Origin of the sequence: Pseudomonas pisciculturae (assembly GCF_015461805.1) — a bacterium.
Lineage (GTDB): Bacteria > Pseudomonadota > Gammaproteobacteria > Pseudomonadales > Pseudomonadaceae > Aquipseudomonas > Aquipseudomonas pisciculturae.
Genome location: NZ_JACVZE010000001.1, coordinates 669,190 through 693,917 on the forward strand (window position 1 = coordinate 669,190; position 24,728 = coordinate 693,917).

The following is a 24,728-nucleotide window of genomic DNA, read 5'->3' on the forward strand; positions in this document are numbered from 1 at the left end:
GTGACTGACAGGGCCTCATCGCAGGCAAGCCAGCTCCCACATTTTGATCCGGTTTATGCAGTTACTTACCGGGGGTCAGTGTCAACCGAGCCTTGCCATACACCTTCTCAAAGTTCTGCGGCTGTATCGGGAAGCTCAGGTACTGCGCCTTGAGCGACGGGTCGATGCCATTGGCGTAGTTCGGGCTGGCCGGGTTGCCGGACTGGCCGATGCCGCCTTGGCCCATCATCGGTTCTACCTGGCCGAAGTCGACGATCATGCGCAGTGCTGGCACCTGGCTTGTAGTGAAATCCTGGCCCCAGTTGTACGGCGCCGGGTTCAAGGTGTTGTGATCGCCACCGGAAGCCAGCGGGCCACGAATCACTTGGCCATTGCTGTTCTTCCACGTGGTGGTGTGCAACTTGCCCCACTGCCAGGCCTTGTGATCAGCGCCCAGTTGGCTGTCGCCGGCGGTGATCGCGGCGGCCAGGCTGCGGGCCAGGATCGTCGGTTTGTCTTCTTTCTGTGCTGTGCGCACATCGTCCCAGAACGGGCTGTCTTCACGGCCCAGCAGGTGGTCGGCCTGGGCGGCGTAGGACAAGCTGGCGTTGCTGACAAACGCTTTCCAGCTGGCGCTGTTTTCCGGGCCGAGTTCGTCGAGGAAAATCTGCTTGGTGCTTTCTTGCAGGAACAATTCGTACAGCGCGGCATCGGCCGAGGTCGATACCAGACGGCCATCGAAGGCCATCAGGCGATTAAACGCCTCGCGTGCCTTGGCCTGCTCGGCCGCTGGCAGCGCATCAATCGCCTGTTTCAGCGGCTGGGCCATGCCCGGCGCCTGGAACATGGTCTTGAGTTTGGCTGCAAAGGTGGTGGTCTGGTCGTACTGCATGGCAATCATGCTGCGGCTGTCATGTTTGCCAGCATTGGCCAATTGGGCCAGGCGCTCGCTGCGCTCCGGTGCATCCCACGAGTTGGACAACTGCATGCCGTAACCCCGTGGCGCAGTGCGCTGGTTGGCGGTGCCGATCCAGCCTTGGGCCGGGTCCTGGTCGTAGGGGTGCAGCATGGCGTCGGCGTAGCCGTCCCAGTCAAAGCGCGTGTCCCAGCCCGGCGACGGCAGCAGGCCTTCGCCTTCGCGGCGGTTGGGGAAGCGACCGGTGACTTGCCAGCCGATATTGCTGGCGTCGGCGAACAGCATGTTCAGCGGGATCGCGCGAATTTCGCGGGTGGCGTCCGAGGCTTTGGCGACGTTTTGTGCGCGGGACAGGTCGAAGAACGCATCCAGGCTCTTGTCGTCCTTGAAGTCGGCGGTTTGCAGGGCCAGGCCCAAGCCGGTGGTCAGCGCCTGGCTGCTGTTGAGCAGGGCGCCGTGACGGGTTTCGTACACCACTTCGCGAATCGAGCGTTGGCCTTTGACGAAGAAGGTTTCGTTACGCACGCCGGCCGGTAGCCATTTGCCGTTGTTCTCGTAGTACAACGCGCTGCCTTGGCGTTTGACCTTTTCCAGGAACAGGTCCTGGGTGTCGCCCTTGACCGTGCTCATGCTCCAGGCCACTTTGCCGTTGAAACCGGACAGCAGGGTTGGCAAACCGGCAATCGAGGCACCGACGGCCTGGTATTTCGGCGCACGAATCTGCACGTAGTTCCATGGCGACGGTGCTTGCGGCTGGGCGGCCAGGTCGCCTGCCAACAGGCTTTTGCCGCTGCGGCTGCGTTGCGGGCCGATGGCCCAGTTGCTCGATGTGGTAACCGCCAGGGAATTGAGGCCGCTCAGTTGCTGGGTGACCGCATCCAACCCGGCCAGGCCGGTGATCTGGCTCAGGGCCACGCCTTTGAGTTTGTCAGCTTCGGCCAGCGGGATCGCTTCATCCGGGGCGCTTGGGGTGAGCCAGGCGAGTTTGTCGACACCGACTTTTTGCGCCAGCACCAGAGACGCAATCTCTTCCTGCAGGTTGGCCGACTCGCTGAAATTCAATAGGCAGAACAGCAGCGCCGAATCTTCTGGCTTCCAGTACTCAGGCTTGTAGCCCGTCTGGGCCAGGTCTGGCGGCAGCTTGTCGCGGTAGCGGAACAGGTAGGCATTGACGCCACGGGCGTATACCTCAAAGAAGCGCTTGAGGCGCGGGCTTGAGGCGTTGTACAGCTCGCCGGCGCTTTTTTTCAGGTTGACCGCCCGCATGAAACGGTCGACATCCAGCACCTCAGGCCCCGACATCTCTGCCAGACGGCCCTGGGCCAGCAGGCGCAGGGTGACCATCTGGGTGATGCGGTCACTGGCGTGCACATAGCCGAGGCTGAACAGCGCGTCGTGGAACGTGTTGCTTTCGATCAACGGCATGCCCTGGGCATTGCGACGCACCAACACGTTTTGTGCCAGGCCTTTGAGCGGTTGCACACCGGCAACCGGCGGCAGGGTGTCCTGGGTGCTCTGGAGTTGGCAACCGGCCAGGCTTAACGCACTGGCCACTGCCGCGGCAACGCCGAACCGGGGAAGAAAATGTGAGAGGGCTGGCGAGGCCATGGCAAAGCTCCTGCGGGGGTAGCGTCAGTAAAGGCGCTACGTTAGTGAGCGCGGCGATACGACGCAAGCGGGAGTTTTTGGATAAACGTGAGAACTTAAGACTTGTGCAGATCAATGTGGGAGGGGGCTTGCTCCCGATCGCAGGGTGTCAGTCACAGATGTTTCAACTGACACACCCTCATCGGGGGCAAGCCCCCTCCCACATTTGGATCTCATTTGCCTGGAGATCAGGACTTCGGCGGGTTGACCTTCTGCACCAACTCGTACGCCCGCACCGTCGCCGGCCGCTCCTTGATGCTATTGAACCAGCGATGCAAATGTGGGAAGTCTTCCAGCCGCTGGCTCTGCCACTTGTGGGAAACAATCCACGGGTAGATCGCCATATCGGCAATGCTGTAGGCCTCGCCCGCCACAAATGCGCGATCTGCTAAACGCCGATCCAGCACGCCATACAGGCGGGCGGTTTCATCGACGTAGCGCTTGATCGCGTAGGGGATCTTCTCCGGTGCGAACTGGCTGAAGTGGTGGTTTTGCCCAGCCATCGGCCCCAACCCGCCCATTTGCCAGAACAGCCATTGCAGCGCTTCCTGACGACCCCGTAGGTCTTGTGGAATGAACTGGCCGGTTTTTTCCGCGAGGTACAAAAGGATCGCCCCGGATTCAAACAGTGAAATCGGCGCGCCACCGTCGGTCGGTTTGTGATCGACGATGGCGGGGATGCGGTTATTGGGAGCGATCTTCAGGAAGTCTGGCTTGAACTGGTCGCCCTGGCCGATGTTGATCGGGTGTACCTCGTAGGGCAGGCCGGCTTCTTCCAGGAACAGCGATACTTTGTGACCGTTGGGGGTTGTCCAGTAATACAGGTCGATCATGAAGCTCTCCAATTGAGCGAATGCCTGTAGGTATAGGTGATGCTGGGTGTAAGAAAATTCAATGAAACATTTGCGCATACCCTTAGAAGCAATTCACACAGCGCCGTCCACCAACACCTGCAACGACTGCTGGGAGCAGTGCTCGATGCGCGCCCGTACGCGATAGACCTCGGCGAATAGCAGCGGGTCGAGCACCTCATCTGCTGTACCGCTGGCGTACAGGCGGCCTTGGCGCAGCACGGCGATACGGTCGGCAAAACGCGCGGCGAGGTTGATGTCGTGCAGCACTACCACGGCGATCAGGTTGTGTTCGCGTACCAGGTCGCGCACGCAGTCCATGACTTTCAATTGGTAATTGAGATCGAGGGCGCTGGTGGGCTCGTCCAGCAACATCACTTGGGGGCGGCGCGCGATCAGTTGGGCAAGGCTGACCAGTTGGCGCTGGCCACCGGATAACGTGCTCAACAGTTGATCGGCCAGATGGGCAATGCCGATGCGCTGCAATGCCTCGAACGCTTCACGCAGGCACGCGTCGCTGGACAGTGGAATGCCGTCCACATTGGCTACGCGCAAGGCGGCGATCACACTTTCCATCACACTGAGGCTCAACCCCGGCGGCAAGTTTTGCGGCATATAGGTGACGCGCCGTGCACGTTCGGCCACGGACATGGCCGACAGGTCGAGGTCACCCAGTCGCACAGCGCCTTGCATCTTTTCCAGCCCGGCCACCGCCCGTAACAAGGTCGACTTGCCAGCGCCATTGGGGCCGATCAAGGCGGTCAGGCTGCCGTGGGGCAGGGTGGGCAAACTCAGGTCATGCACGATCTGTCGACGGCCATAACTGACATTGGCGTTGTGGATGCTCAACCCTTTGCTCATAACTGCCTCCCGCGCTTGAACACCAGCACTACAAAAATCGGCACGCCCACCAACGCGGTGACGATGCCCACCGGTACGATCACGCCGGGCATGATCAACTTGCTGGCAATCGACGACAGCGACAGCAGCAACGCCCCGGTCAAGGCGCTGGCCGGCAGCAGGAAGCGTTGGTCTTCGCCCACCAGAATCCGCGCGATATGCGGACCTACCAGGCCGATAAATCCGATGGTGCCTACAAAGGCTACGGCGGTGGCTGACAACAGGCTGATGCGCAGCAACGAGAAAAAACGCAGGCGTTTCACATCCACGCCGAAGCTTTGGGCGCGATCTTCGCCCATGCGCAACAGGGTCAGACGTGGCGCGGCGCAGAAGGAGAACGGCAGCACCACCGCCACCACCAGGGCCAGGATGCCCAGTTTGTCCCAGTTGGCGCGGGTGACACTGCCCAGGGTCCAGAACACCAGTTGTTGCAGCACATCTTCGGTGGCCACCAGTTGCAGCAAGGCCACCACCGCATTGCAACTGAACACCAAGGCGATGCCGAACAGCACCAGGCTTTCTACCCCGGCACCGCGCAGGCGCGACATGGCTTGCAGCAAAAATACTGAGGCCGCCGCGAAGATGAAGGCTGAGATGGAGATTGCGGTGTTGGCCGACACGTACAGCGTGGTCACCGGAAATACGATGACCAGGGACGCGCCCAACGCGGCTGCCGACGACACGCCCAAGGTGAAGGGGCTGGCCAGCGGGTTATTCAAGATCGCCTGCATCTCGGCCCCGGCCAACGACAGTGCGCAGCCGACCAGCACCGCCATCAGCGCGTAGGGTAGGCGTACGTTCCAGATGATCACCTGGTCGGTGGGGCTTAGGTGGGAGGGGTGCAGGATTCCGTCGAGCAAGGCCAAGAGACCCATGCCCGATGGGCCGCTGGCCAGGTCCACCAGGATGGCGCAGACCAGTGCGGTGCCGAGCAGCGCCAGCAGCCAGGCGCGCCTCGCCAGCAGGCGACGGTAGCCATGGGTGGCGCTGGCGAGGTCGAGGGTTTGAGTGGTCATTTAACTCACACATTTTCGAGAACGATGAAGGTCCAAATGTGGGAGCGGGCTTGCTCGCGAATGCGGGGTGTCAGTCACTGGATATATCGACTGATACACCGCATTCGCGAGCAAGCCCGCTCCCACAGTTTTTACCGCGTTTCTACAGGGTGCTTACTGTCAATCCAGTAAGCACCCTGCAACGGCATCCCCAAAAACTGCTCGTTTATCTGCTCCATGGTCGCCTGCGGGTCGAGCTTGGCGAACACCTGCGGGTGCACCCACTTGGCCAACGCTTCAATCGCCAGCAGGTTGTACGGCGAGTTGTAGAAGTCATGCCACAGGCCGTGGGCATTGCCTTCGCGGATTGCACGAAGGTTGGCGAACTCCGGCCGTGCCAGCACCCGGTCAAACGCTTCGCGTGCTTCATCGGTGGGTACGCCAGCCCCCAGGATCAACCCCGGCTTGCGGTTTCCCGTGGCGATGTACACATCCGGGTCGGCCTTGAGCGCGTACTCCACGCTGATATCCCCCAGTGCACCCGGCACCACGCCGGCGGCGATATTGCGCCCGCCGACCAGTGTGATCAGTTCGCCCATGCCGCTCTTGCCCGTGGTATGCCCGGGCGCTTGCCAGACACCGGCCAGCAGCTCAAGAAAGACGCTTGGGCGCGTGCCAGAGGGCAAGGTGGCGACAGCCTCAGTGATGACCTTGATGTGTTGGTCATAGAACGCCAAGAAAGTCTTGGCCTGATCTTCACGCCCCAATGCCTGGCCCAGGGCGTTCATGCTGGCGTGGGTGCCTTGCACCGGGTTGATGCGAAAGTCGACGAACAACACCGGAATGCCGGCCTTGGCCAACACATCGGCGACCGGGCTGTGTTCGGTGGGGCCGTGGCCGGAAATGCTGAACACCGCCAGGTCCGGTTTAAGCGAGAGGATTTCCTCGGCGCTCACGCTTTGTTCCGACGCCTGGCCGATCAGGGGGATGTCTTTCACTGTCGGGAATTTCGCGACGTAGGCGTTATAGGTGTGCTGGTCCAGCAGCTTCATATCGTTCTGCCAGCCGACGATGCGTTGGAACGGCGCATCGCGGTCAAGCAAGGCAAAGGCCGAAATCAGCCGGCCTTCACCGAGGACAACGCGCTTTACGTTGTCGGTGACTTCGACCTTGCGGCCCAGCACATCGGTGATTTGCTGGGCCGCAGCGGTTTCGGTATGGCCAAGGACCAGCGCGGCAAACAGCACGCCGAGTTTGAGCAGTTGACGGGGTGTGCACATGGCGAGGGCTCCTGAGACGGGAAATTTAGAATTCATAATCGACGCTGGCGGTGAGGGTGCGCCCGGCGCCCGGAATGCCGTAAAGCTGGAAGCCGTCGAGGGAGGCGCCGACCTGGCTGTAATAGAACTTGTTGAACAGGTTGTTGAGGTTGAGGTTGACCGTCGTGTCTTTATTCACCTTGTATTGCGCGGCCACGTTGCTCAGCCAGTAGCCGGGGGCTTTTTCGTGGTCGCGGGTGTAGATCGCGTACACACCGGAGGCGCCGCTCGCATAGCTGCTGTTGTTGTTCAAGCCACCGACGTACTTGTTGTCGGTGTAGCGGCGTCGGCCCACGTATTGCTCGCCATAGCTCAGGCTCAGGGCGTCGGTGACGGCGTAGGTGGTCCACAGGTTGGCCGTCAGGTCAGGCACGTTCTTGGCTTCGGCGCCTTTGTTGATGCCTTTGGTCTGCACGCTCTTGAGCGCCGAGAAACCGCTGTAGGCGGTCCAGCGCGGGGTGATATTGCCTTGCAGGCCCAACTCGATACCGTCTACACGCTTGGCCGGCAGCGCACGTACCGGGGCGGATTCGCCGTCCTGATATTCCCAGGAGTTTTCCAGCTCGGTGCGAAAGATCGCCGCCGTGACATTGAGCATGTCGTGGGCAATGTCCCACTTGGTGCCCAACTCGTAGGTCTTGGATTTGGCCGGGCTGTAATTGCTGGTGCTCGCGGCGCCGTAGATCTGGTTGTTGGTGGACGCGCCGAGTGCCGAGGGTTGTGCCGCTTCGCTGTAGGACACGTAGATGCTGCCGTTGGGCAACGGCTTGAACACTGCGCCCACCCGACCGCTGACCGCACCGTCGCTGCTGCGGGTAGTGGCCTTGCCGCGTTGGCGGGTTTCGGCCTGCCAGTTGTCGTAACGCAGCGAGCCCAACACTTGCCATTGGTCATTGAGGGTGACGGTATCGCCCAGGTAGATGCCAGCGTTGTCGATCACCGAGCGTGGCTCGCCGACGCCTTTGGTGACATAGGTGCTGGCGAAGCTATGGCTGGGGTTGCTCATGTCGAACAGCATGTTGCCGTCCGGCACTTCGGCGTTGCGTTTCAGGCCGCCGTAAGTCTCGTGGTAGAACTCCAGGCCCGAGACCACGGCGTGTTGCAGGCTGCCGGTATTGAACGTGAAGCTGAAGTCGGTCTGGTTATCCAGGATGGTGTAGCGCTTGGACAAACCGAAGTCGCTGCCCCGCAGGATGCCGTAGGCGGTGTTACTGCTGTTCACGTAATCGGTGTAGGCGTTTACCGTGCTGCCCGGCACTTGGCTGATCGGGCCTACGCCGGTGTAGCCCAACGTCGCACAGCGGGCGCCGGTGCAAGTTTTATCGCCGCTGGCGCTGGCGGCAAAGAAGCGCGCCGGGGACAGCACGGCGAAGTTGTCGCTGCGTTCCCAGCGGGTCTGGTTGCGCAGGTTGGCGTCGTTCCAGTCGAAGTCGTGCTCGAAACGTGCGGTCAGCGAGGTGGTCTCGTTCTCTTGCGTGTAGAGGCTGGAGTCACCGTACCAATTGGAGCGCTTTACGCCGGGCATGCGGTCACCGTGAGTGCCGCGCTGGATGGGCACGCCGCCGTCCGGGGTGTTGGTGTCTTTCTGGTAGAAGGTGTCGATAAAAAAGCGCGTGTCGGTGCCCAAGCCGAAGCCGAACGAGGTGGCGATGCCCCAGCGGTCGTAGTCCACGTCGTCACGCTCGGACACCTGGTTGTAGTGCTTCATCAGATTGACGCGTACGGCGGTGGTGTCGTTCAGCTGTTTATTCAGGTCGGCGGTGAGGCGACGGTACGCGTCGGTGCCGATACCGGCGGACACTCGATTGGCGTCACCCAGGTGCGCTTCTTTGCTCACCAGGTTGACGCTGCCACCCACGGCGGAAACCCCGGATTCGATGGACCCTGTGCCCTTGAACACTTCGGCCTGTTGCAGGTTGAACGTGTCAGTGCGGGTGGACATGCCGGCATCGCGCACGCCGTCCACGGTCAGGCTTTGTTCGGACGAGAAGCCGCGGATCGAAAACAGATCGCCCCAGCCCAGGTTGCCCTCACCGGACATAAAGGTGATGCCCGGCACGTTGCGCAGCACTTCCTGCAGGGTTTGCGCGTTTTGTTCCTTGAGCACTTGTTGGGGCACGATGGTCACGCTTTGTGGCGCATCCAACAGCGGCTGGCTGATTTTTGCCGAGGTGACCCGGTCGACCTTGAAGGTGGAAGTGGCTTCGCCGTCGACCTTGATTTCCGGCAGGCTCAGCACGGAATCGTTAGTGGTGGCGCTGCTCGCGTCGGCCCAGGCAACCGGGGTTACGCTGCCGGCGGCCAGCAAGCCGAACATCGGCGCCAGGGTATTTTGCAGCGCATGGCTACGGGGTGTGGGCAATGTGATGGACGGTGGCATAGGATACATCCGAGTCTAAATTACAATTACTCTCATTTAGGTTCGGTAGTCTAAAGAGCGATTTCCCCTGCCATGCCCTGGCTTTGTATCGCTAATGCGTGATTATCGGTTCCTACAACATTCCATTACATTTGCGTACACGGCTGGCTGAACTTTCGGCTATTTGCTGCGTTTTATAGTTTTTCGGATTGACTGCCCATGGCCAAGCAAGACCACCTCCTGATCGTTGATGACGACCCGCAAATTCGCCAGTTGCTCTGCGACTACCTGAGCGATGCGGGCTTTCAGGTATCCACCGCCGCCGATGGCAAGGAGATGCGCCGGCGCCTGGAGTTGAATGTTATCGACCTGATCGTCCTCGACCTGATGCTGCCCGGCGAAGACGGCCTGAGCCTGTGCCGCGAACTGCGGGTAAGTTCCAACACGCCGGTGGTGATGCTCACCGCCAAGGGCTCGTTGATCGACCGCATCGTCGGGCTTGAAATCGGTGCCGACGATTACCTGCCCAAGCCGTTCGACCCCCGCGAGTTGTTGGTGCGGATCAAGGTGGTGCTGCGCCGGGTGCAGAGTTTTCCCGACCGTGCGCGTTTGGATGAGGCGCCGAGCATTCGTTTTGCTGGCTGGCAACTCGACACGCGGGCGCGGCAATTGCTGTCGCCGGACGGGGTGGTGGTCAGCCTGGGCAACTCGGATTACCGCGTGCTGCGCTTGTTGTTGCAGCACCCCAATCGGCCCTTGAGCCGCGACTTTTTGCTTAACCATGTGTTCGACAAAGACAGCACGCCGTTCGACCGTTCCATCGACGTGTGCGTCAGCCGCTTGCGCTCGCAACTGCCGGCCGGGTTGATCAAGACCGTGCGCAACGAGGGTTACATGCTAACCGCCGACGACGTGGCGCTGGAGTCGTGAGACTGCTGCCGCGTTCGCTGTTTGGGCGGTTGGTGCTGATTTTGGTCAGCGGCATGCTCGCGGCCCAGGCCCTGACCAGCAGCATCTGGTACGACCGGCGCCATGGCCAGGTGCTGGAGATTCCTGCGCGGCTGATCGCCACGCGGCTGGCGGATGTGGTGCGGTTGGTGCACAGCGACCCGCAGCAGGCTGATCAACTGATCAAGTTGCTCGACAGCCCACACTTTCATCTGACCCTCAGCGAGCAGGCGAGCGCAGTGCCCAGTAGCTTGCACGACAGTGACCGGCCCACTGAGCGGTTGCTCAAAAAGGTGCTGTCGGAGAAAACCGGTTACGCCCAGACCCTGATTCTTTTGCAGCTGTCCCTGGTGGACGGTGAAGGCCAAACCGCTGGGCTCTCCACCTTGCTCGGCTCCAAGCCGGTGGTGGGGCAATTCCTTATCGACCTGCGCCTGCCGGATGGGCGTTGGTTGCAAGTGGATGCGCGCGAGGAACAGGGCTGGACCAGCACCTCGCCGCTGGACCTATTGTTCGACTATGTGATGCGCATTTATCTGCTGCGGGTCTTGGTGCTGGTGGTGATTGCCCTGGTGGCCGTGCGCCTGGCCATCCGCCCGCTCAACGCCCTGGCCAAGGCAGCCGAAGCGCTGGGCCGGGACATCCAGCGCCCGCCATTATCGGAGGATGGCCCCACCGAAGTGCGCCGCGCAGCCCAGGCGTTCAACGCAATGCAACAACGCCTGATCGCCAACATCGCCGAGCGCACGCGTTTTCTTGCGGCGATTTCCCACGACCTGCGTTCACCCATCACACGCCTGCGCCTGCGCACCGAGATGCTTGACGACACCCGCACCCGTGAGCGTTTTCGCAGTGATTTGGAAGAAATGGAGCACATGGTCGCCAGCACCCTGGATTTTGTCAGCAGCGGCGAAATCAACGAGGCGCGACAGAACATCGACATCAATGCCTTGCTGCAAAGCCTGCAGGCGGATCTGGAAGACGTGGGCGAGAGCGTGCGAATCGAAGGCCGGGCGAAACAACCGTTACCGGGGTATGCCCGCAGTCTCAAGCGGTGTGTGCAGAACCTGTTGGAAAACGCAGTGCGCTATGGCAGCGATGTGGTGGTACGGGTTGAGGACGTGGCGGACAGCTTGACGATCACCATCAGCGACCGAGGGCCGGGGATTCCCCAGGAACAGCTGGAGCAGGTGATGGAGCCGTTTTATCGGGTGGAAGGGTCACGCAATGCCGAGACCGGCGGGTATGGGTTGGGGTTGAGCATTGCTCACACCATCGCCAGGGCGCATGAGGGGCGGTTGAGCTTGAGGAATAGGGAGGGCGGGGGCTTGGAAGTGGAGTTGCTGTTCCAACGCAAGAATAACGGATAAAACACGGTCCAAATGTGGGAGCTGGCTTGCCTGCGATGGCATCACCTCGGTATCACTGAAAGACCGAGTTGCCTGCATCGCAGGCAAGCCAGCTCCCACACAAGCCAGCTCCTGCATTGGCAGGATCAGGCCATCAAGCCCCGTGGCACTTCTTGAATTTCTTCTCGCTGCCGCATGGGCAAGGGTCGTTACGGCCAACGTCCTTCAACGCATTGCGCACTGGCTCCTGGTGAGCGTGGCCGCAGTTCGGGCCGTGGACATGACCGTGGTCGTGATCATGGTGATCGTGATGATCATGATCATGATCGTGGTTGCAGTCAGGACCATGGACATGGGGTTGCTGGGTCATCGATGTCGCTCCGGAATAAAATCGCCGGGGATTATCTCGCCATTGTGGGCCACCTGCACGTCATAACCGATGAATAATCCGGTTTTGAGCTCGCCGTCCAAGCGATAAGGCACGGGGCGGTCAGGATTTTTCAGCATTTTCACCACATCGCGGATCTGTGGCCACAGGTTGGTGCGCACCGACACCCGGAAAAACTTATGACTGCGCGGCGGTACGGTCAGCCATTCGTTGGACTCGCCTTCGGTCAACACGAAGTCCCCCAGGCTCACCTTGTAGATCAGGCCGCGCACCGTCAGGTCCGAGTCGTCGCGGTTGTCGACGCGAAAGAACAGCTTGAACCTCTGCTCCAGCAACTTGGCCCGTACCACTTCGACCTTCACCAGCGACACATGGGGCGGCGGTGAGTCGTCTTCGAACCAGGATGCGCACCCGGTCAGGCCGAAGGTTAACGCCAGCATCAAGCTGTACATCCGGAGCATGGCGTTAGTCCTGTGAACTATTAATTCTGTGAGCTTTAGAGGTAGCTGGAACAGCACTTCTTGAATTTCTGCCCGCTGCCGCACAAGCACGCGTCGTTGCGCCCGGCCTTCACGTCCACGGTCGGGTCGATGAAGTACCAGCGCCCCTCATTCTGTACGAAAGAAGACTGCTCGCGGTGGCTATGTTCGCCAGCGCTGTCATGCCAGCGGGCGGTGAAGGTCACGAATGCATGTTCCGGCTGGCCGCCGAACACTTCGGAGCTTTCCACCTCCAGGCCCAGCCAGGTGCTCTGGGCACTCCAGGCGCTGATGGCATCACGGTCCAGGCCGGCCTGTTGCGCAGGCAAGGTGGTCGCGACCAGATAGTCCACCAGCCCCAGCACGTAGGCGCTATAGCGCGAACGCATCAGCGCGCTGGCGCAGGGTGCCGGGTGGCCGGCGTGATAATGGCCGCAGCAGGCATCCAGCAGGTTGCCACTGCCGCAGGGGCAAATGGATGTACTCATTGGGTTACCACCAATACTTTCCAAAATTTTCCGGGTTGGCCCAGAAACGGGCGTTGAGCCAGTCCGGCACCTGTTTATAGTCAAGCAGATCGTAGGTAAACAGCGTCAGTACCTGCTCGTCGCGTTGGAAGCGCTCGCCGGCCTGCAGGGCCAGGGAGAAGAAGTCGGTGTCTTTCCAGTCGCAGGCGCCCAGGTCTACCAGCACGGCAATTTTGCTGGCATTGAGATTGCGAATGCCGCCGAGCAAGGTCAGGCCTTGGATTTTTGACAGGTGCTCCAGGCAATCGACCACCAGCGCCAGGTCAAAACGCTGCGCGGCAAGCTCGGCAGGCAACGGGCCGGGTGGGGCGATGGCGACTTGGGTGTCCGGGTGCGCCGCGTGAAAGGCGTCCAACGCCGGGAATTGGCTGGCACCCAATAGCAGCAGGCGTTTGGGCCGGTGTTGGTCGAGCAAGGCGGCCAGCGCTTGCTGGGGTGTACGGGCAGAAATACCGGCGGTCATCAGAGATCCTCACATCAGGACCGTAGAGACTAGCGCGGCTAAGCGTGTGGGCCTAGAGCGGGTAATCGCGAAAAGCCAGCCTTGCGGTGTCATCCTCAATGAATCCGGGGGTATGGCTGACTGGCGCAGATGAAAAGAGCCGTCTTTACTCCACCCATCGGCCCCCGCCGATCCCCTCAGGAGAAATCAGATGAGCATCATGCGAACAGCTCTACCCTTGATTCTGCTAACCGGAGTATTGACAGGTTGCGCAGGCTTGCAAAAAACCGATTGGCCCACCTGCGCCGCCTTGGGTGGTGTGACTGGCGCGGCGTTGGGTGCCACCGAAAGTTCTTCGTGGGCCGGCGGCGGCGCGTTGGTGGTCGGCGGTTTGGCCGGTGCCTATTGCTGGGTGCACGGCGATGGTGACGAAGACGGCGACGGCGTACCGGACAGTCGCGACAAGTGCCCGGGCACGCCTAAAGGCGTGCCGGTGGATGCCGATGGATGCCCACCTGTGGTTGCTGCGGTTGTCGAGGAGGTCGTGGTGGTCAAGGAAGAAACCATCGTGATTCGCGATGTGCACTTCCAGTTCGACTCGGCCAAATTGACGGCGGCAGATAAAACCACGCTCGACACCATCGCCACCCGCCTGAAACAGGAAGCCCCAAGTGCCCAACTGCGGGTCAGCGGGCATACCGACAGCGTCGGTAATGACGCCTACAACCAGAGGCTCTCGGAAAAACGTGCCCATTCCGTTACCGACTACCTGATTAGTGCAGGCGTACCTCGCAGCAACTTTGTGTCGGTAACCGGCGCGGGCGAAAGCCATCCGGTAGCAGACAACAAAACCGCAGATGGCCGCGCATTGAACCGCCGTACGGAAATCCAGATCAACCGCTGATAGCCCTTGCCCCTGTGTAACCCACAGGGGCATTGCCGGCGAACCTCGCTGAACGTCTCCCATCTCAAGTTTTTTGAAGCTTCACTGGCAAATCGCCGTTAGAAGTCGTTACTGTGCGTCCAAAGAAAAAATTAGAAGCAGTCTTCGAAAAAAATTCAGGGGAGCTCCACGATGCATAAGGTTTTACTGTTGGCCCTGTTGGTCAGCCCCGTTGCCCTGGCCCAGAGCGTCAGTGTTGAAACCAACTCGTTGATGCGACTGCCCAGCAGCACCAGCGTGCTGCAACTGGAACGCCTGGACGTGGCGGACTACGGCACGTTGCTGATTCCGGCGACCATCAGCCAGGTCACCGTGGATGAACTGCACCTTGGCCGCGAAGCCCGTATCGCCATCGTCCCCGGCAACAGCGCACTGCAATTGCAGGTACGCCATGCGCAACTGGATCACGGTAGCCAGATCACCTCGCGTGGCGCCCCCGGCACCCATGAAAAACCCGCCAAGGCTGGGCGTGACCTGACGTTGCGCATCAATTCTTTGGCGGCAGAAGAACTCTCGGTGGACGCCCGTGGCGGCGCCGGTGCCCAGGGGTATGCCGGACTGGACGGCGCCAATGGCGTAGACCCCGGTTGCACCTGGGGTTCGGCGGGGCGCGGTGCCAATGGCGATAACGGCGGTGACGGCCTGCCAGGCGGTGCCGGTGCGCTGGTGCGGGTAGAACTGCCGCAGAGCTTCCCGGCCGAGCAGATCAAGGTCTGGGTGGACGGCGGTGCCGGTGGGTTGGCCGGCACGGCGGGTAAACCTGGGCGTGGCGGGCAGTCCAAGGGCTGCCTGGTGTATCAGGCCGATGGCGGCGAGAAGGGCCGTGCCGGGTTGGAAGGGCAGCCGGGGCCTGCGGGGCCTGCAGGTTCTGTCACTATCCAGCGGCTCTGAGTCGTCTGGTCTGACGTCTTCGCGAGCAAGCCCGCTCCCACATTTGAAATGCATTCCAAATGTGGGAGCGGGCTTGCTCGCGAAGAGGCCATGACAAACACCATCAGAACATCGGCCGAGCAGAAGCAATCGCAACCACCACCAACCCCACAATCAAATTAATCCCCACCAAGCGCCGAATCTGCCCCAGCACCGCAGCCCCCACAGGCCAATCCTCAGCCGCTACCGCCGCGCGCAACTCCGGGAATTTCAACGCCTGGATACGGATAAACAACGCCGTCATCACCAGATACAACCCCATCATCACCTGCACATAACGCGGTGCTGTCTCAAACCCACTGAAGCGCAGCTGCAACAGGCCAATGCCGCTGATCGGCAAAACGGCTACCGCGACCCATACCCATACGAAAAAACGTTGAAACACATTTGCCCATAGCTTGAGCCGGGCAGGGCCCTCAAGTGCCGCCACAGCAGCGGGGCGCAGGATCATCCAGGCGAAAAACATACCGCCGACCCAGATCAGGGCGGCCAGTACATGCAGGGTGTAAGCGAGGCTAAACGCGGTCATTGTGGTACTCCGTTCTGCGCGGGATTCATTAGCGGGGTATGATAGCGGCCGATCCGAACCACTGAAAATTTATCCAGCGTTTTTTGCGCCCGACTATCCATGATCAGCACTGAACTCAAAACCACGATCCAGGGCGCCTACTCGCGTTTTCTCGAAGCCAAGAGCTTGAAACCGCGCTACGGTCAACGCCTGATGATCGCTGAAGTGGCCAAAGTCCTCGGCGATATCGACACCGACGACGAAGGCCGGCGCAGTGGCGACCCTGCGGTGGTGGCCGTCGAAGCCGGTACCGGTACGGGCAAAACCGTGGCCTACAGCCTGGCCGCGATCCCCACCGCCAAGGCTGCCGGCAAGCGCCTCGTGATTGCCACCGCCACCGTGGCCCTGCAAGAGCAGATCGTCTACAAAGACCTGCCCGACCTGATGCGCAACAGCGGCCTGAACTTCACCTTCGCCCTGGCCAAGGGCCGTGGGCGCTACATGTGCTTGTCCAAGCTCGATGTGTTGCTGCAAGAAGGCCACGCACAGACCGCCACGGCATCGCTGTTCGAAGAAGAAGGCTTCAAGATCGAAGTCGATGAAGTCAGCCAGAAGCTGTTCACCAGCATGATCGAAAAACTGGCGGGCAATAAATGGGACGGCGACCGCGACAGCTGGCCCACCGCCCTGGAAGACGCCGACTGGGCACGCCTGACCACCGACCACAGCCAATGCACCAATCGTCATTGCCCCAACTTTGGCCAGTGCGCCTTCTATAAGGCCCGCGAAGGCATGGGCAAGGTTGACGTGATCGTCACCAACCACGACATGGTCTTGGCCGACCTGGCCCTGGGGGGCGGTGCGGTATTGCCCGACCCACGCGACACCCTCTACGTCTTCGACGAAGGCCATCACCTGCCGGACAAGGCCATCGGCCACTTCGCCCACTACACCCGGCTGCGCTCCACTGCCGATTGGCTGGAGTCCACCGCCAAGAACCTCACCAAATTGCTGGCCCAGCACCCGCTGCCCGGCGACCTGGGCAAGCTGATCGAGCAGGTGCCGGAGCTGGCGCGCGAGATCAAGACCCAGCAGCAGTTCATGTTCAGCGCGTGCGAGCAGGTGGCCGACTTCAAGCCCGGCGAAGACGTGGAGAGCCGCGAGCGGCCACGGCATCGTTTCGTCGGCGGCTTGATCCCCGAGCATATGCGCGAAATGGGCATCGAGTTGAAGAAGGGCTTCTCGCGCTTGACCGACCTGTTTACCCGCCTCACCGACCTGCTCAAAGAGGGCATGGACGGCGAGGTCAATATCGGCATCGCCAGCAACCAGGCCGAAGAATGGTACCCGCTGTTTGGTAGCCTCTTGTCTCGCGCCCAAGGCAACTGGGAGCTGTGGACCGCCTTCACCGTCGAAGACCCGGAAGACAACCCGCCTATGGCGCGCTGGTTGACCCTGGCTGAAAGCGGTGCGCTGTTTGATATCGAGGTCAACGCAAGCCCGATCCTTGCCGCTGAGATGTTGCGCCGCAACCTGTGGAACGTGGCTTACGGCTGCCTGGTGACCTCGGCCACGCTGACTGCCCTGGGCACCTTCGACCGCTTCCGCATGCGAGCCGGCCTGCCGAAAAAGGCCGTCACCGCCGTGGTGCCGAGCCCCTTCCATCACGCCGACGCCGGTGTGCTGCGGGTGCCCGACCTCAAAGCCGACCCACGGGACGCCGCAGCCCACACCGCAGCCATTATCCGTGACCTGCCGGAGTTGGTAGAAGGTTCACGCGGCACCCTGGTGCTGTTCTCGTCGCGCAAGCAGATGCAGGACGTATTCGACGGCCTTGATCGCGACTGGCGCAAGCAGGTGTTTATCCAGGGCAACCTGTCCAAGCAGGAAACCCTCAACAAGCACAAGGCGCGGGTGGACGGCGGCGATTCCAGCGTGCTGTTCGGCCTGGCCAGTTTCGCTGAAGGCGTGGACTTGCCCGGCGCTTACTGCGAGCACGTAGTAATTGCCAAGATCCCGTTTTCGGTGCCGGATGACCCGGTCGAAGCGGCCCTGGCCGAGTGGATCGAAGCACGTGGCGGCAACCCGTTCATGGAAATCTCGGTGCCGGATGCTTCATTGAAGCTGGTGCAGGCCTGCGGGCGCTTGCTGCGTACCGAGGAAGACAGGGGCACCATCACCTTGCTCGACCGCCGTTTGGTCACGCAACGTTATGGCAAAGCTATTCTTAATGCTTTGCCGCCGTTCAGGCGCGAAATTTCTTAAACCACTGTGGGCGGTTTCGCCCACTTCGTGGTCTATCTCAATCATGTCATCAGGCCATTCACCGGCCGTCTGGGAGAACCTTGTTCGTATGATTCGCACGCTGCCCGCTCTTTTTGCCCTGCTATTCGCTGCGCCCTTGATGGCCGCGCCCACTGGGCAACAGACACTGTTCAACTTCGTCCGGCCTGCCGATGTGGTCAAGGTGGCGACCCTGGACGCCAGCTTGCCCCAATACAACGCCGAACAAACCCCCGAAGGCGAAGTGCTGCGCCGCATCACCTTCAACCCGGCGGCCGAACCGAGCCTGGTACTCAGCCCGCAGACCGGCGCGTGGGACTGGTCGCAATCGAGTGCCATGAGCCTGCGTATCCAGAGCGCCATGGATTGGGCGTTGACCCTCTATATCAAGGTGCAGAGCAATGACGGTCGCACGTTGGTCAGCCGGGTTGATCTGCCGGCGGGTCCGGCGCAGACCCTGCTCATCCCGCTGCAAGCCAACTCACCGCTCAGCCAGGGCATGAAAGCCGGCCCGCCGATGCCCATCACCGTAGACGGCCAGCGCGTATTGCTGGGCAGTAGCGCCGGGGAAGTCGACCGCAGCCAGGTGGTCTCGGTCACCTTGTCGATGATCAAGCCCAACGCCGCCCAAAGCATCTTGTTGGAACGCTTTGGCGTGCAGGACAGCGAGTCGGTGTTCAAGGCGGCCTACAGCGAATTGGTGGATGCTTACGGCCAATCCACCCGTGCGCGCTGGCCGGAGAAGGTTAGCAGCGACGAACAACTCAAGGCGGCGGCTGCCAAGGAGCAGCAACAGCTCCAAGGCTGGTTGGCCACGCGGGATAAATCCGCCCTAGACAAGTTCGGCGGCTGGAACAAAGGCCCCGCGTTTGACGCCACTGGGTTTTTTCGCACCGAGAAGCGCGACGGTCGCTGGTACCTGGTGACGCCGCAGGGGCATCCGTTCTACTCGCTGGGCGTGAACACTGTGGCGCCGGACAACAGCCAGACCTACGTGGCCGGCCGTGAATGGATGTTTGCCGCGTTGCCCAAGGGTGGCGAACCCTTCGACAAATACTATGGCAGCGGCGATAACCGTACCGGCAACGGTGCAGGCGAAGGTCGTAGTTTTGGTGCCGGGCGTTGGTATGACTTCTACGGCGCCAACTTGCAGCGCACCTACGGCGGTGACGGTTTTGACCTGCAGCGCTGGGTGAACCACACCCTCGACCGCCTGCAAGCCTGGGGTTTCAACACCGTCGGTAATTGGAGCGACGAAGACTTGGCCCGTGCCGACCGCGTGCCGTACACCATGCCGCTGTCGATTGTCGGTGACTACGCCAGCATCAGCACCGGCACCGACTGGTGGGGTGGCATGCCGGACCCGTTCGACCCGCGCTTCGCCATGGCCACCGAGCGCGCCGTAGCTATTGCGGCTCGTGATCACCGCGATGACCCTTGGTTGATCGGCTTTTTTGCCGATAACGAACTGGCTTGGGCCGGCCCTGGGGATGACCCTAAATCCCGCTACGCCTTGGCTTACGGCACGCTGCGCATGACCACCGACGTGCCGGCCAAGCGTGCGTTCCTCAAGCAACTGCGCGACAAATACCGCAACGAAGAGGGCTTGTCGAAAGCCTGGGGTATCGAACTGGCGGGTTGGGAGTTGATGGAAGACCCAGGCTTCGAGCCGCCGATGCCGAGTGCCGAGCATCCGGAAATCGAAGCCGACTTTAAATACTTCCAGAAGACCTTCGCCGACGCCTACTTCAAGACCATTTCCGACTCGCTCAAATGGCATGCGCCCAACCAGTTGCTGCTGGGGGGTCGCTATGCGGTGAGTACCCCGGAAGCCGTAGCCTCCTGCGCGCAATATTGCGATGTGCTGAGCTTCAACATGTACACACTCAAGCCACAAGACGGCTACGACTTCGCCGCCCTGCGTGCGTTGGATAAACCGGTGCTGATCACTGAGTTCAACTTCGGCTCGGCCGACCGTGGGCCGTTCTGGGGCGGCGTCACGCAAGTGGCGCGTGAAGATGATCGCGGTGTGGCCTATGGCAATTTCCTCAAGCAGGCCATGGCCGAACCGTCGATTGTCGGCGTGCACTGGTTCCAGTACCTGGACCAGCCTGTGACCGGTCGCTTGCTGGACGGCGAAAACGGCCATTTCGGTCTCGTGGGTATTACTGATGTGCCGTTCCAAGGCTTTGTCGATAGCGTGCGCAAGAGCAACCTGGCGGCGGTCGACCAACTGGGCAAGGAGGCCGAGAAGGCCAAGGCTGCCAGCGCCGTGCGTGAGGGTGAAGGCGGCAAAGGCGGGCATGAAGGCAGGGGCGCGGGGCAGGGCGCTGGGCATGCCGGTGGGCACTCCGGCAATGGCCATTGATTAAGGCTTGATGGGTTCACAAATCCTACAAGGGCTGGAACAATGCCGACCACTTTTTAGCGTGTTTTCTGAGGGCGTTCAGGTGCAGATTCAGGGTCATTACGAACTTCAGTTCGAAGCGGTACGCGAAGCCTTTGCCGCGTTGTTCGATGACCCGCAAGAGCGTGGCGCCGGGCTCTGCATCCAGATCGGCGGCGAAACCGTGGTCGACCTGTGGGCCGGCACCGCCGACAAAGACGGCACCGAGGCCTGGCACAGCGATACGATCGTCAACCTGTTTTCCTGCACCAAGACCTTCACGGCGGTTACGGCCCTGCAACTGGTGGCCGAGGGCAAGCTGCAACTGGACGCGCCAGTCGCCAAGTACTGGCCTGAGTTCGCCGCCGCCGGTAAAGAAACCATCACCCTGCGCCAATTGCTCTGCCACCAGGCCGGGTTGCCCGCGATACGCGAAATGTTGCCCACTGAAGCCTTGTACGACTGGCAGTTGATGGTCGACACCCTCGCTGCCGAAGCCCCTTGGTGGACGCCGGGTCAAGGCCATGGCTACGAAGCCATCACTTATGGTTGGCTGGTGGGTGAATTGCTGCGCCGCGCCGACGGCCGTGGGCCGGGCGAGTCCATCGTGGCACGGGTGGCGCGGCCATTGGGGCTGGACTTTCACGTAGGTCTGGCAGATGAAGAGTTTTATCGCGTTGCTCATATAGCGCGCAGCAAAGGCAATATGGGTGATGAAGCCGCGCAACGGTTACTTCAAGTAATGATGCGCGAGCCAACGGCAATGACTACACGAGCATTTGCCAACCCACCGTCTATTCTGACCAGCACTAATAAGCCCGAATGGCGGCGGATGCAGCAGCCGGCGGCAAATGGCCACGGTAATGCGCGCAGCCTGGCGGGTTTTTATAGCGGTTTGTTGGACGGAAGTTTGCTGGAAGCCGACATGCTTGAACAATTGACCCGCGAACACAGTATTGGGCCCGATAAAACATTATTGACACAAACCCGCTTTGGCCTGGGTTGCATGTTGGACCAACCGCACCTGCCCAACGCCACGTTCGGCCTTGGCCCACGTGCATTTGGGCATCCGGGAGCGGGCGGTTCGGTGGGCTTTGCCGACCCGGAGCACGATGTAGCGTTTGGTTTCGTGACTAATACATTGGGGCCTTATGTACTTATGGACCCACGCGCGCAGAAGTTGGTCAGAATATTGGCCGGTTGTCTGTAAACCCCTTGCTGTTTCACGTTTTTTTGTTACAAAGGCAACTATAAGAAGGCGCCGTAGGAAAAGTTGTAACTTTATTCTTCCTCAGGCGTCTGTTTAACGGGTCATCCAGACCCTCCGGTCTTTCTCATTTTGTGGATATATCATGTTATCGAACAAGTCCTTGGCACTGGCGCTTTGCCTCACCATTACTGGCTGCGCACAAACTCCACAAAATGATGCCGATGGCGGGCACTGGTGGTCATTCGGCTCTGACAAGGCCGCTACCAAGGACGCAGTGACCCCCACCGATGCCAAGCCGGTCGCTGGCGCCAAGCCCGCTGCACCTGCTGTTGCTGCTGCGCCCGCGCCTGCTGCCAAGACGGATACCGGCTCCAGCTGGTGGCCGTTCTCGTCCAAGAGTGCAGACGACAAAACTGCCGACGCCAAGGCTGATTTGAAAGCTGACCTCAAGGCCGCTACCCCAGCACCTGCCGCCGCCCCAGCCGTCGCCAAGTCCGACAGCGAGACGCATTGGTGGTGGCCTTTCGAAAGCAAGCCAAAACCACTGTCCAAGGTCGACGTGACCAACGTGCCAATGCCTGACCCGAAAATCACCCAGGCCTGGCTGGACGACTACGAGCCGCGCCTGCGTGCTGCCATCAAGGACAGCAACCTGCAACTGGAGCGCCGTGACAACGTATTGGTCGTGATCGCGCCGGTGGACGGCTCCTACAACCCGAAACGCCCGGCGATGTTGCTGCCGGTCACCTTGGGGCCGTTCACCCGTGTTGCGAAGGCGGTTGAAGCCGATCCAAAAACTGCCGTGCTGGTACTGGGCCACGTCGATGCCACCGGCACCGCGCCGGCCAGCCAGGCGTTGAGCAAAGAGCGTGCGCAGTCCATCGCTTCGATCTTCAGCCTGAGCGGCCTCAAGCAAGATCGCCTGATGCTGCGCGGTATGGGTGACCTGATGCCGCGTGCCGCCAACGACAGCACCCAAGGCCGTGCGCTGAACCGTCGCATGGAAATCATGTTCACTCAGCGTACAACTATGTTGGCCCTGCTGAGCAAGTACAACTCGGGCAAGACACCGCCTGTAGCTGAAATGGTGGCCGTGCAGAACGTTCCTGCTCCGGCACCTGCTGCTGCCAAAGCCCCAGCCAAAAAGGCTGCCGTCGCCAAGAAAGCCGCTGCCAAGCCGGCCGCCAAAAAGGCCCCGGCCAAGCCTGCTGCCAAGAAAGCGGCGCCGGCCAAAGCCAAGGCAGCTGCACCGGCTAACGACCAGGCGAAAAACTGATCTGTTGACCTAGAAGGATAAAGCCGCATGACCCAGGCACTGGCCGATATGCGCCGTGACTACACACGGGATGGTTTGAGCGAGGCGCAGGCCCCGAGCGAACCGTTTGCGTTGTTCCACCAGTGGTTTGGCGATGCGGTGAAAACCGAACAGCCGCCGGTGGAGGCCAATGCCATGACGCTGGCCACCGTTGACCAGGACGGTCGCCCCCACTGCCGCATCCTGCTGCTCAAGGGCCTGGATGCGCAGGGCTTTACCTTCTTCACCAACTATCAGAGTGCCAAGGGCGAACAGCTTGCAGCGCGCCCGTTCGCAGCCATGACTTTCTTCTGGCCGACCTTGGAGCGCCAGGTGCGCATCGAAGGTCGGGTGGTCAAGGTCACGCCTGAGGAGTCGGACGCTTATTACCAGGTGCGCCCGCTGGGCAGCCGCCTGGGGGCTTGGGCATCGCCGCAGAGCAAGGTCATTCGTGATCGTGAAGAACTGCAAGCGCTGCTCAAGGCCACCGAGCAGCGTTTCAGCGATACCCAGCCTGATTGCCCCGAGCATTGGGGCGGCTACCGTTTGTTGCCCGAGCGCATCGAGTTCTGGCAGGGCCGTGCCAGTCGCCTACATGATCGTCTGAACTACCGCCTGCAAGGGGCCGAGTGGACCCGCGAGCGCCTGGCGCCCTGAGCTGCACCTTTCGTCGTATAACCTGAATGTTGCACATCGCGCCGACGTCTCTATTCAAGAGGCTTCGGCTGCGTGCTGCTGTGTGACTACAATGCAATGACATTGCCGATATCTCTGGACACAAAAGCTGAGATACCGTTGATCGAGTTTTCGGGTACTGGCAGTCTGTACTCAGGCTGAATGAAAGCAGTTTTTTGCAGTGCTTGCCGTGACAGGCGCCAAGCTGCAGCGTTTAATGACCACCTGTCCTTTGGAGTTGATGCTATGCGTAAGTCCGTATTACTGGTTGCCTGCTTTACCACCCTGTCGTTGCTGCTGGGTGGCTGCGCCTCGAGTCTGACCGGCGACTCGTACTCCCGTGACGAAGCGCGTCGTGTGCAGACCGTGCGCATGGGTACCATCGAATCCCTGCGCCCGGTGAAAATCGAAGGCACCAAGACCCCAATCGGCGGCGCTGCCGGTGCAGTCATCGGCGGCGTTGGCGGCAGCGCCATCGGCGGCGGCCGTGGCAGCATCGTTACCGCAGTGATCGGTGCAGTAGCCGGCGGCCTGCTGGGCTCGGCCACCGAAGAAGGCCTGACCCGCACCCAAGGCGTGGAAATCACCGTTCGTGAAGACGACGGCAGCACGCGTGCCTATGTACAGGCCGTGCAGGAAAATGAAATCTTCCGCATTGGTGACCGCGTACGCATCATGACGGTTGATGGTACTAGCCGCGTTACTCGTTAAGCGCAGGCTGTAGAAACAAAAAACCCCAACCGGGTGACTGGTTGGGGTTTTTTGTTTTAAGTGCTGGGATCGCCCGGTCGCAAAAGACTCAGGCAATAAAAAACCGCCTTAGTAGGGCGGTTTTTATTGCTTACCCAGTTTTAAGCTGGGTTTGCATACTCACAGGACGCGATGACATGGAAGAAATACTACTGTCGATTGGCAGGGCGCGCAAGGTATAGCGATAAGTGGTGACGATCATTAGTGCAGTTTATTTATTTCCGTTTATCGCAAAAAATTGTCATAAAAATCTTGAGCCATCCACGGATTTGACCACGCTCGGTCACACCTTCGACCCGGTGGCTCAGTTTGTATCCACACCGTTCCACGTTCGATACTTTGTAGATTGGCTGGGCCATTGCCCAAGTTTTGGACCGACCGCCACGGGCTAGTAATCCGTGCCGGATTCATGCGGGAGGCCCATCAACCCAGCCACCTCAAAGGACGCGGTGACAGCTTCCGAAGGCCCACGTGTTCCGGTAAGTGCGCTGGAGGTATGGCCCAACTCACGGAGGGCCGAGTATGTCTAAGTTTGCACGACGTACGTGGAACCTCGTAGTGAATGCCCTACGTCTTTATCACGTATGGGTATTCCTGCGGGACAGCTTTGATGAGCTGTAAGGTCTGATAAGTGAAGCCCCCTTGGTTCA

General features: G+C 60.8%; 21 protein-coding genes. 10 read left to right on the forward strand and 11 right to left on the reverse strand.

Annotated features, from left to right (window positions below):
• Positions 1 to 61: 61 nt before the first annotated feature.
• From ICY20_RS02995 to ICY20_RS03020, 6 genes are all read right to left on the reverse strand, one after another.
• On the reverse strand, positions 62 to 2,503 hold the full coding sequence (locus tag ICY20_RS02995; RefSeq protein WP_194936889.1) for a penicillin acylase family protein: 2,442 nt from the start codon (positions 2,501 to 2,503) through the stop codon (positions 62 to 64).
• 227 nt (positions 2,504 to 2,730) lie between these two features.
• Entirely contained in the window at positions 2,731 to 3,375 is a 645-nt protein-coding gene (locus ICY20_RS03000; protein WP_159962266.1) for a glutathione S-transferase N-terminal domain-containing protein, read from the reverse strand.
• A gap of 93 nt (positions 3,376 to 3,468) precedes the next feature.
• Entirely contained in the window at positions 3,469 to 4,254 is a 786-nt protein-coding gene (locus ICY20_RS03005) for an ABC transporter ATP-binding protein (protein ID WP_159962267.1), read from the reverse strand.
• Positions 4,251 to 5,309: a FecCD family ABC transporter permease gene (locus tag ICY20_RS03010; protein ID WP_194936890.1), complete on the reverse strand. Its 1,059-nt coding sequence runs from the start codon at positions 5,307 to 5,309 to the stop codon at positions 4,251 to 4,253. The genes ICY20_RS03005 and ICY20_RS03010 overlap by 4 nt, the downstream gene beginning before the upstream one ends.
• Positions 5,310 to 5,440: 131 nt before the next feature.
• A complete protein-coding gene (locus tag ICY20_RS03015; RefSeq protein ID WP_194936891.1) occupies positions 5,441 to 6,568 on the reverse strand; it encodes an ABC transporter substrate-binding protein in 1,128 nt (375 codons plus the stop codon).
• A gap of 25 nt (positions 6,569 to 6,593) precedes the next feature.
• Positions 6,594 to 8,975 carry a TonB-dependent receptor gene (locus ICY20_RS03020; RefSeq protein WP_194937096.1) on the reverse strand — a complete coding sequence of 794 codons (2,382 nt, stop codon included), beginning with the start codon at positions 8,973 to 8,975 and terminating at the stop codon, positions 6,594 to 6,596.
• 210 nt (positions 8,976 to 9,185) lie between these two features.
• Here ICY20_RS03020 and ICY20_RS03025 point away from each other — a divergent pair, with 210 nt between their 5' ends.
• Both ICY20_RS03025 and ICY20_RS03030 read left to right on the forward strand, forming a co-directional pair.
• Positions 9,186 to 9,896, forward strand: coding sequence for a response regulator (locus ICY20_RS03025; RefSeq protein ID WP_135288028.1), 711 nt, complete (start codon positions 9,186 to 9,188; stop codon positions 9,894 to 9,896).
• The gene (locus ICY20_RS03030) at positions 9,893 to 11,284 is read left to right on the forward strand and encodes an ATP-binding protein (RefSeq protein WP_159962270.1); all 1,392 of its coding nucleotides are present in this window, start codon (positions 9,893 to 9,895) and stop codon (positions 11,282 to 11,284) included. The genes ICY20_RS03025 and ICY20_RS03030 overlap by 4 nt, the downstream gene beginning before the upstream one ends.
• A 133-nt stretch (positions 11,285 to 11,417) precedes the next feature.
• Here the strand turns inward: ICY20_RS03030 and ICY20_RS03035 are convergent, their stop codons facing one another.
• Genes ICY20_RS03035 through ICY20_RS03050 form a run of 4 tightly spaced genes read right to left on the reverse strand, consistent with a single transcriptional unit; the run spans position 11,418 to position 13,120 of the window.
• Positions 11,418 to 11,633, reverse strand: a complete 216-nt coding sequence (locus ICY20_RS03035) for an SEC-C metal-binding domain-containing protein (protein WP_119738801.1) — start codon at positions 11,631 to 11,633, stop codon at positions 11,418 to 11,420.
• The gene (locus tag ICY20_RS03040) at positions 11,630 to 12,112 is read right to left on the reverse strand and encodes an LEA type 2 family protein (RefSeq protein WP_159962271.1); all 483 of its coding nucleotides are present in this window, start codon (positions 12,110 to 12,112) and stop codon (positions 11,630 to 11,632) included. Before ICY20_RS03040 ends, ICY20_RS03035 begins: the two co-directional genes overlap by 4 nt.
• A gap of 35 nt (positions 12,113 to 12,147) precedes the next feature.
• Positions 12,148 to 12,618, reverse strand: coding sequence for a YchJ family protein (locus tag ICY20_RS03045; protein ID WP_159962272.1), 471 nt, complete (start codon positions 12,616 to 12,618; stop codon positions 12,148 to 12,150).
• A gap of 4 nt (positions 12,619 to 12,622) precedes the next feature.
• Positions 12,623 to 13,120, reverse strand: coding sequence for a DUF6231 family protein (locus ICY20_RS03050; RefSeq protein WP_159962273.1), 498 nt, complete (start codon positions 13,118 to 13,120; stop codon positions 12,623 to 12,625).
• 190 nt (positions 13,121 to 13,310) lie between these two features.
• On the opposite strand from ICY20_RS03050, the gene ICY20_RS03055 reads away from it, so the two are divergent.
• Positions 13,311 to 14,003, forward strand: coding sequence for an OmpA family protein (locus ICY20_RS03055; RefSeq protein ID WP_194936892.1), 693 nt, complete (start codon positions 13,311 to 13,313; stop codon positions 14,001 to 14,003).
• 171 nt (positions 14,004 to 14,174) lie between these two features.
• A complete protein-coding gene (locus tag ICY20_RS03060) occupies positions 14,175 to 14,933 on the forward strand; it encodes a collagen-like protein (protein WP_194936893.1) in 759 nt (252 codons plus the stop codon).
• A gap of 103 nt (positions 14,934 to 15,036) precedes the next feature.
• Here the strand turns inward: ICY20_RS03060 and ICY20_RS03065 are convergent, their stop codons facing one another.
• Entirely contained in the window at positions 15,037 to 15,501 is a 465-nt protein-coding gene (locus ICY20_RS03065) for a CopD family protein (protein ID WP_194936894.1), read from the reverse strand.
• Positions 15,502 to 15,600: 99 nt separating this feature from the next.
• On the opposite strand from ICY20_RS03065, the gene dinG reads away from it, so the two are divergent.
• From dinG to ICY20_RS03095, 6 genes are all read left to right on the forward strand, one after another.
• Positions 15,601 to 17,745, forward strand: coding sequence for an ATP-dependent DNA helicase DinG (gene dinG, locus ICY20_RS03070; RefSeq protein WP_159962277.1), 2,145 nt, complete (start codon positions 15,601 to 15,603; stop codon positions 17,743 to 17,745).
• 88 nt (positions 17,746 to 17,833) lie between these two features.
• Positions 17,834 to 20,131 carry a beta-galactosidase gene (locus ICY20_RS03075; protein ID WP_194936895.1) on the forward strand — a complete coding sequence of 766 codons (2,298 nt, stop codon included), beginning with the start codon at positions 17,834 to 17,836 and terminating at the stop codon, positions 20,129 to 20,131.
• A gap of 82 nt (positions 20,132 to 20,213) precedes the next feature.
• On the forward strand, positions 20,214 to 21,359 hold the full coding sequence (locus ICY20_RS03080) for a serine hydrolase domain-containing protein (protein ID WP_159962279.1): 1,146 nt from the start codon (positions 20,214 to 20,216) through the stop codon (positions 21,357 to 21,359).
• Between the two features lie 142 nt (positions 21,360 to 21,501).
• Positions 21,502 to 22,635, forward strand: a complete 1,134-nt coding sequence (locus ICY20_RS03085; protein WP_159962280.1) for an OmpA family protein — start codon at positions 21,502 to 21,504, stop codon at positions 22,633 to 22,635.
• A gap of 27 nt (positions 22,636 to 22,662) precedes the next feature.
• On the forward strand, positions 22,663 to 23,310 hold the full coding sequence (gene pdxH, locus ICY20_RS03090; protein WP_194936896.1) for a pyridoxamine 5'-phosphate oxidase: 648 nt from the start codon (positions 22,663 to 22,665) through the stop codon (positions 23,308 to 23,310).
• A gap of 264 nt (positions 23,311 to 23,574) precedes the next feature.
• Positions 23,575 to 24,039, forward strand: coding sequence for an outer membrane lipoprotein (locus ICY20_RS03095; protein WP_003231137.1), 465 nt, complete (start codon positions 23,575 to 23,577; stop codon positions 24,037 to 24,039).
• Positions 24,040 to 24,728: the final 689 nt, after the last annotated feature.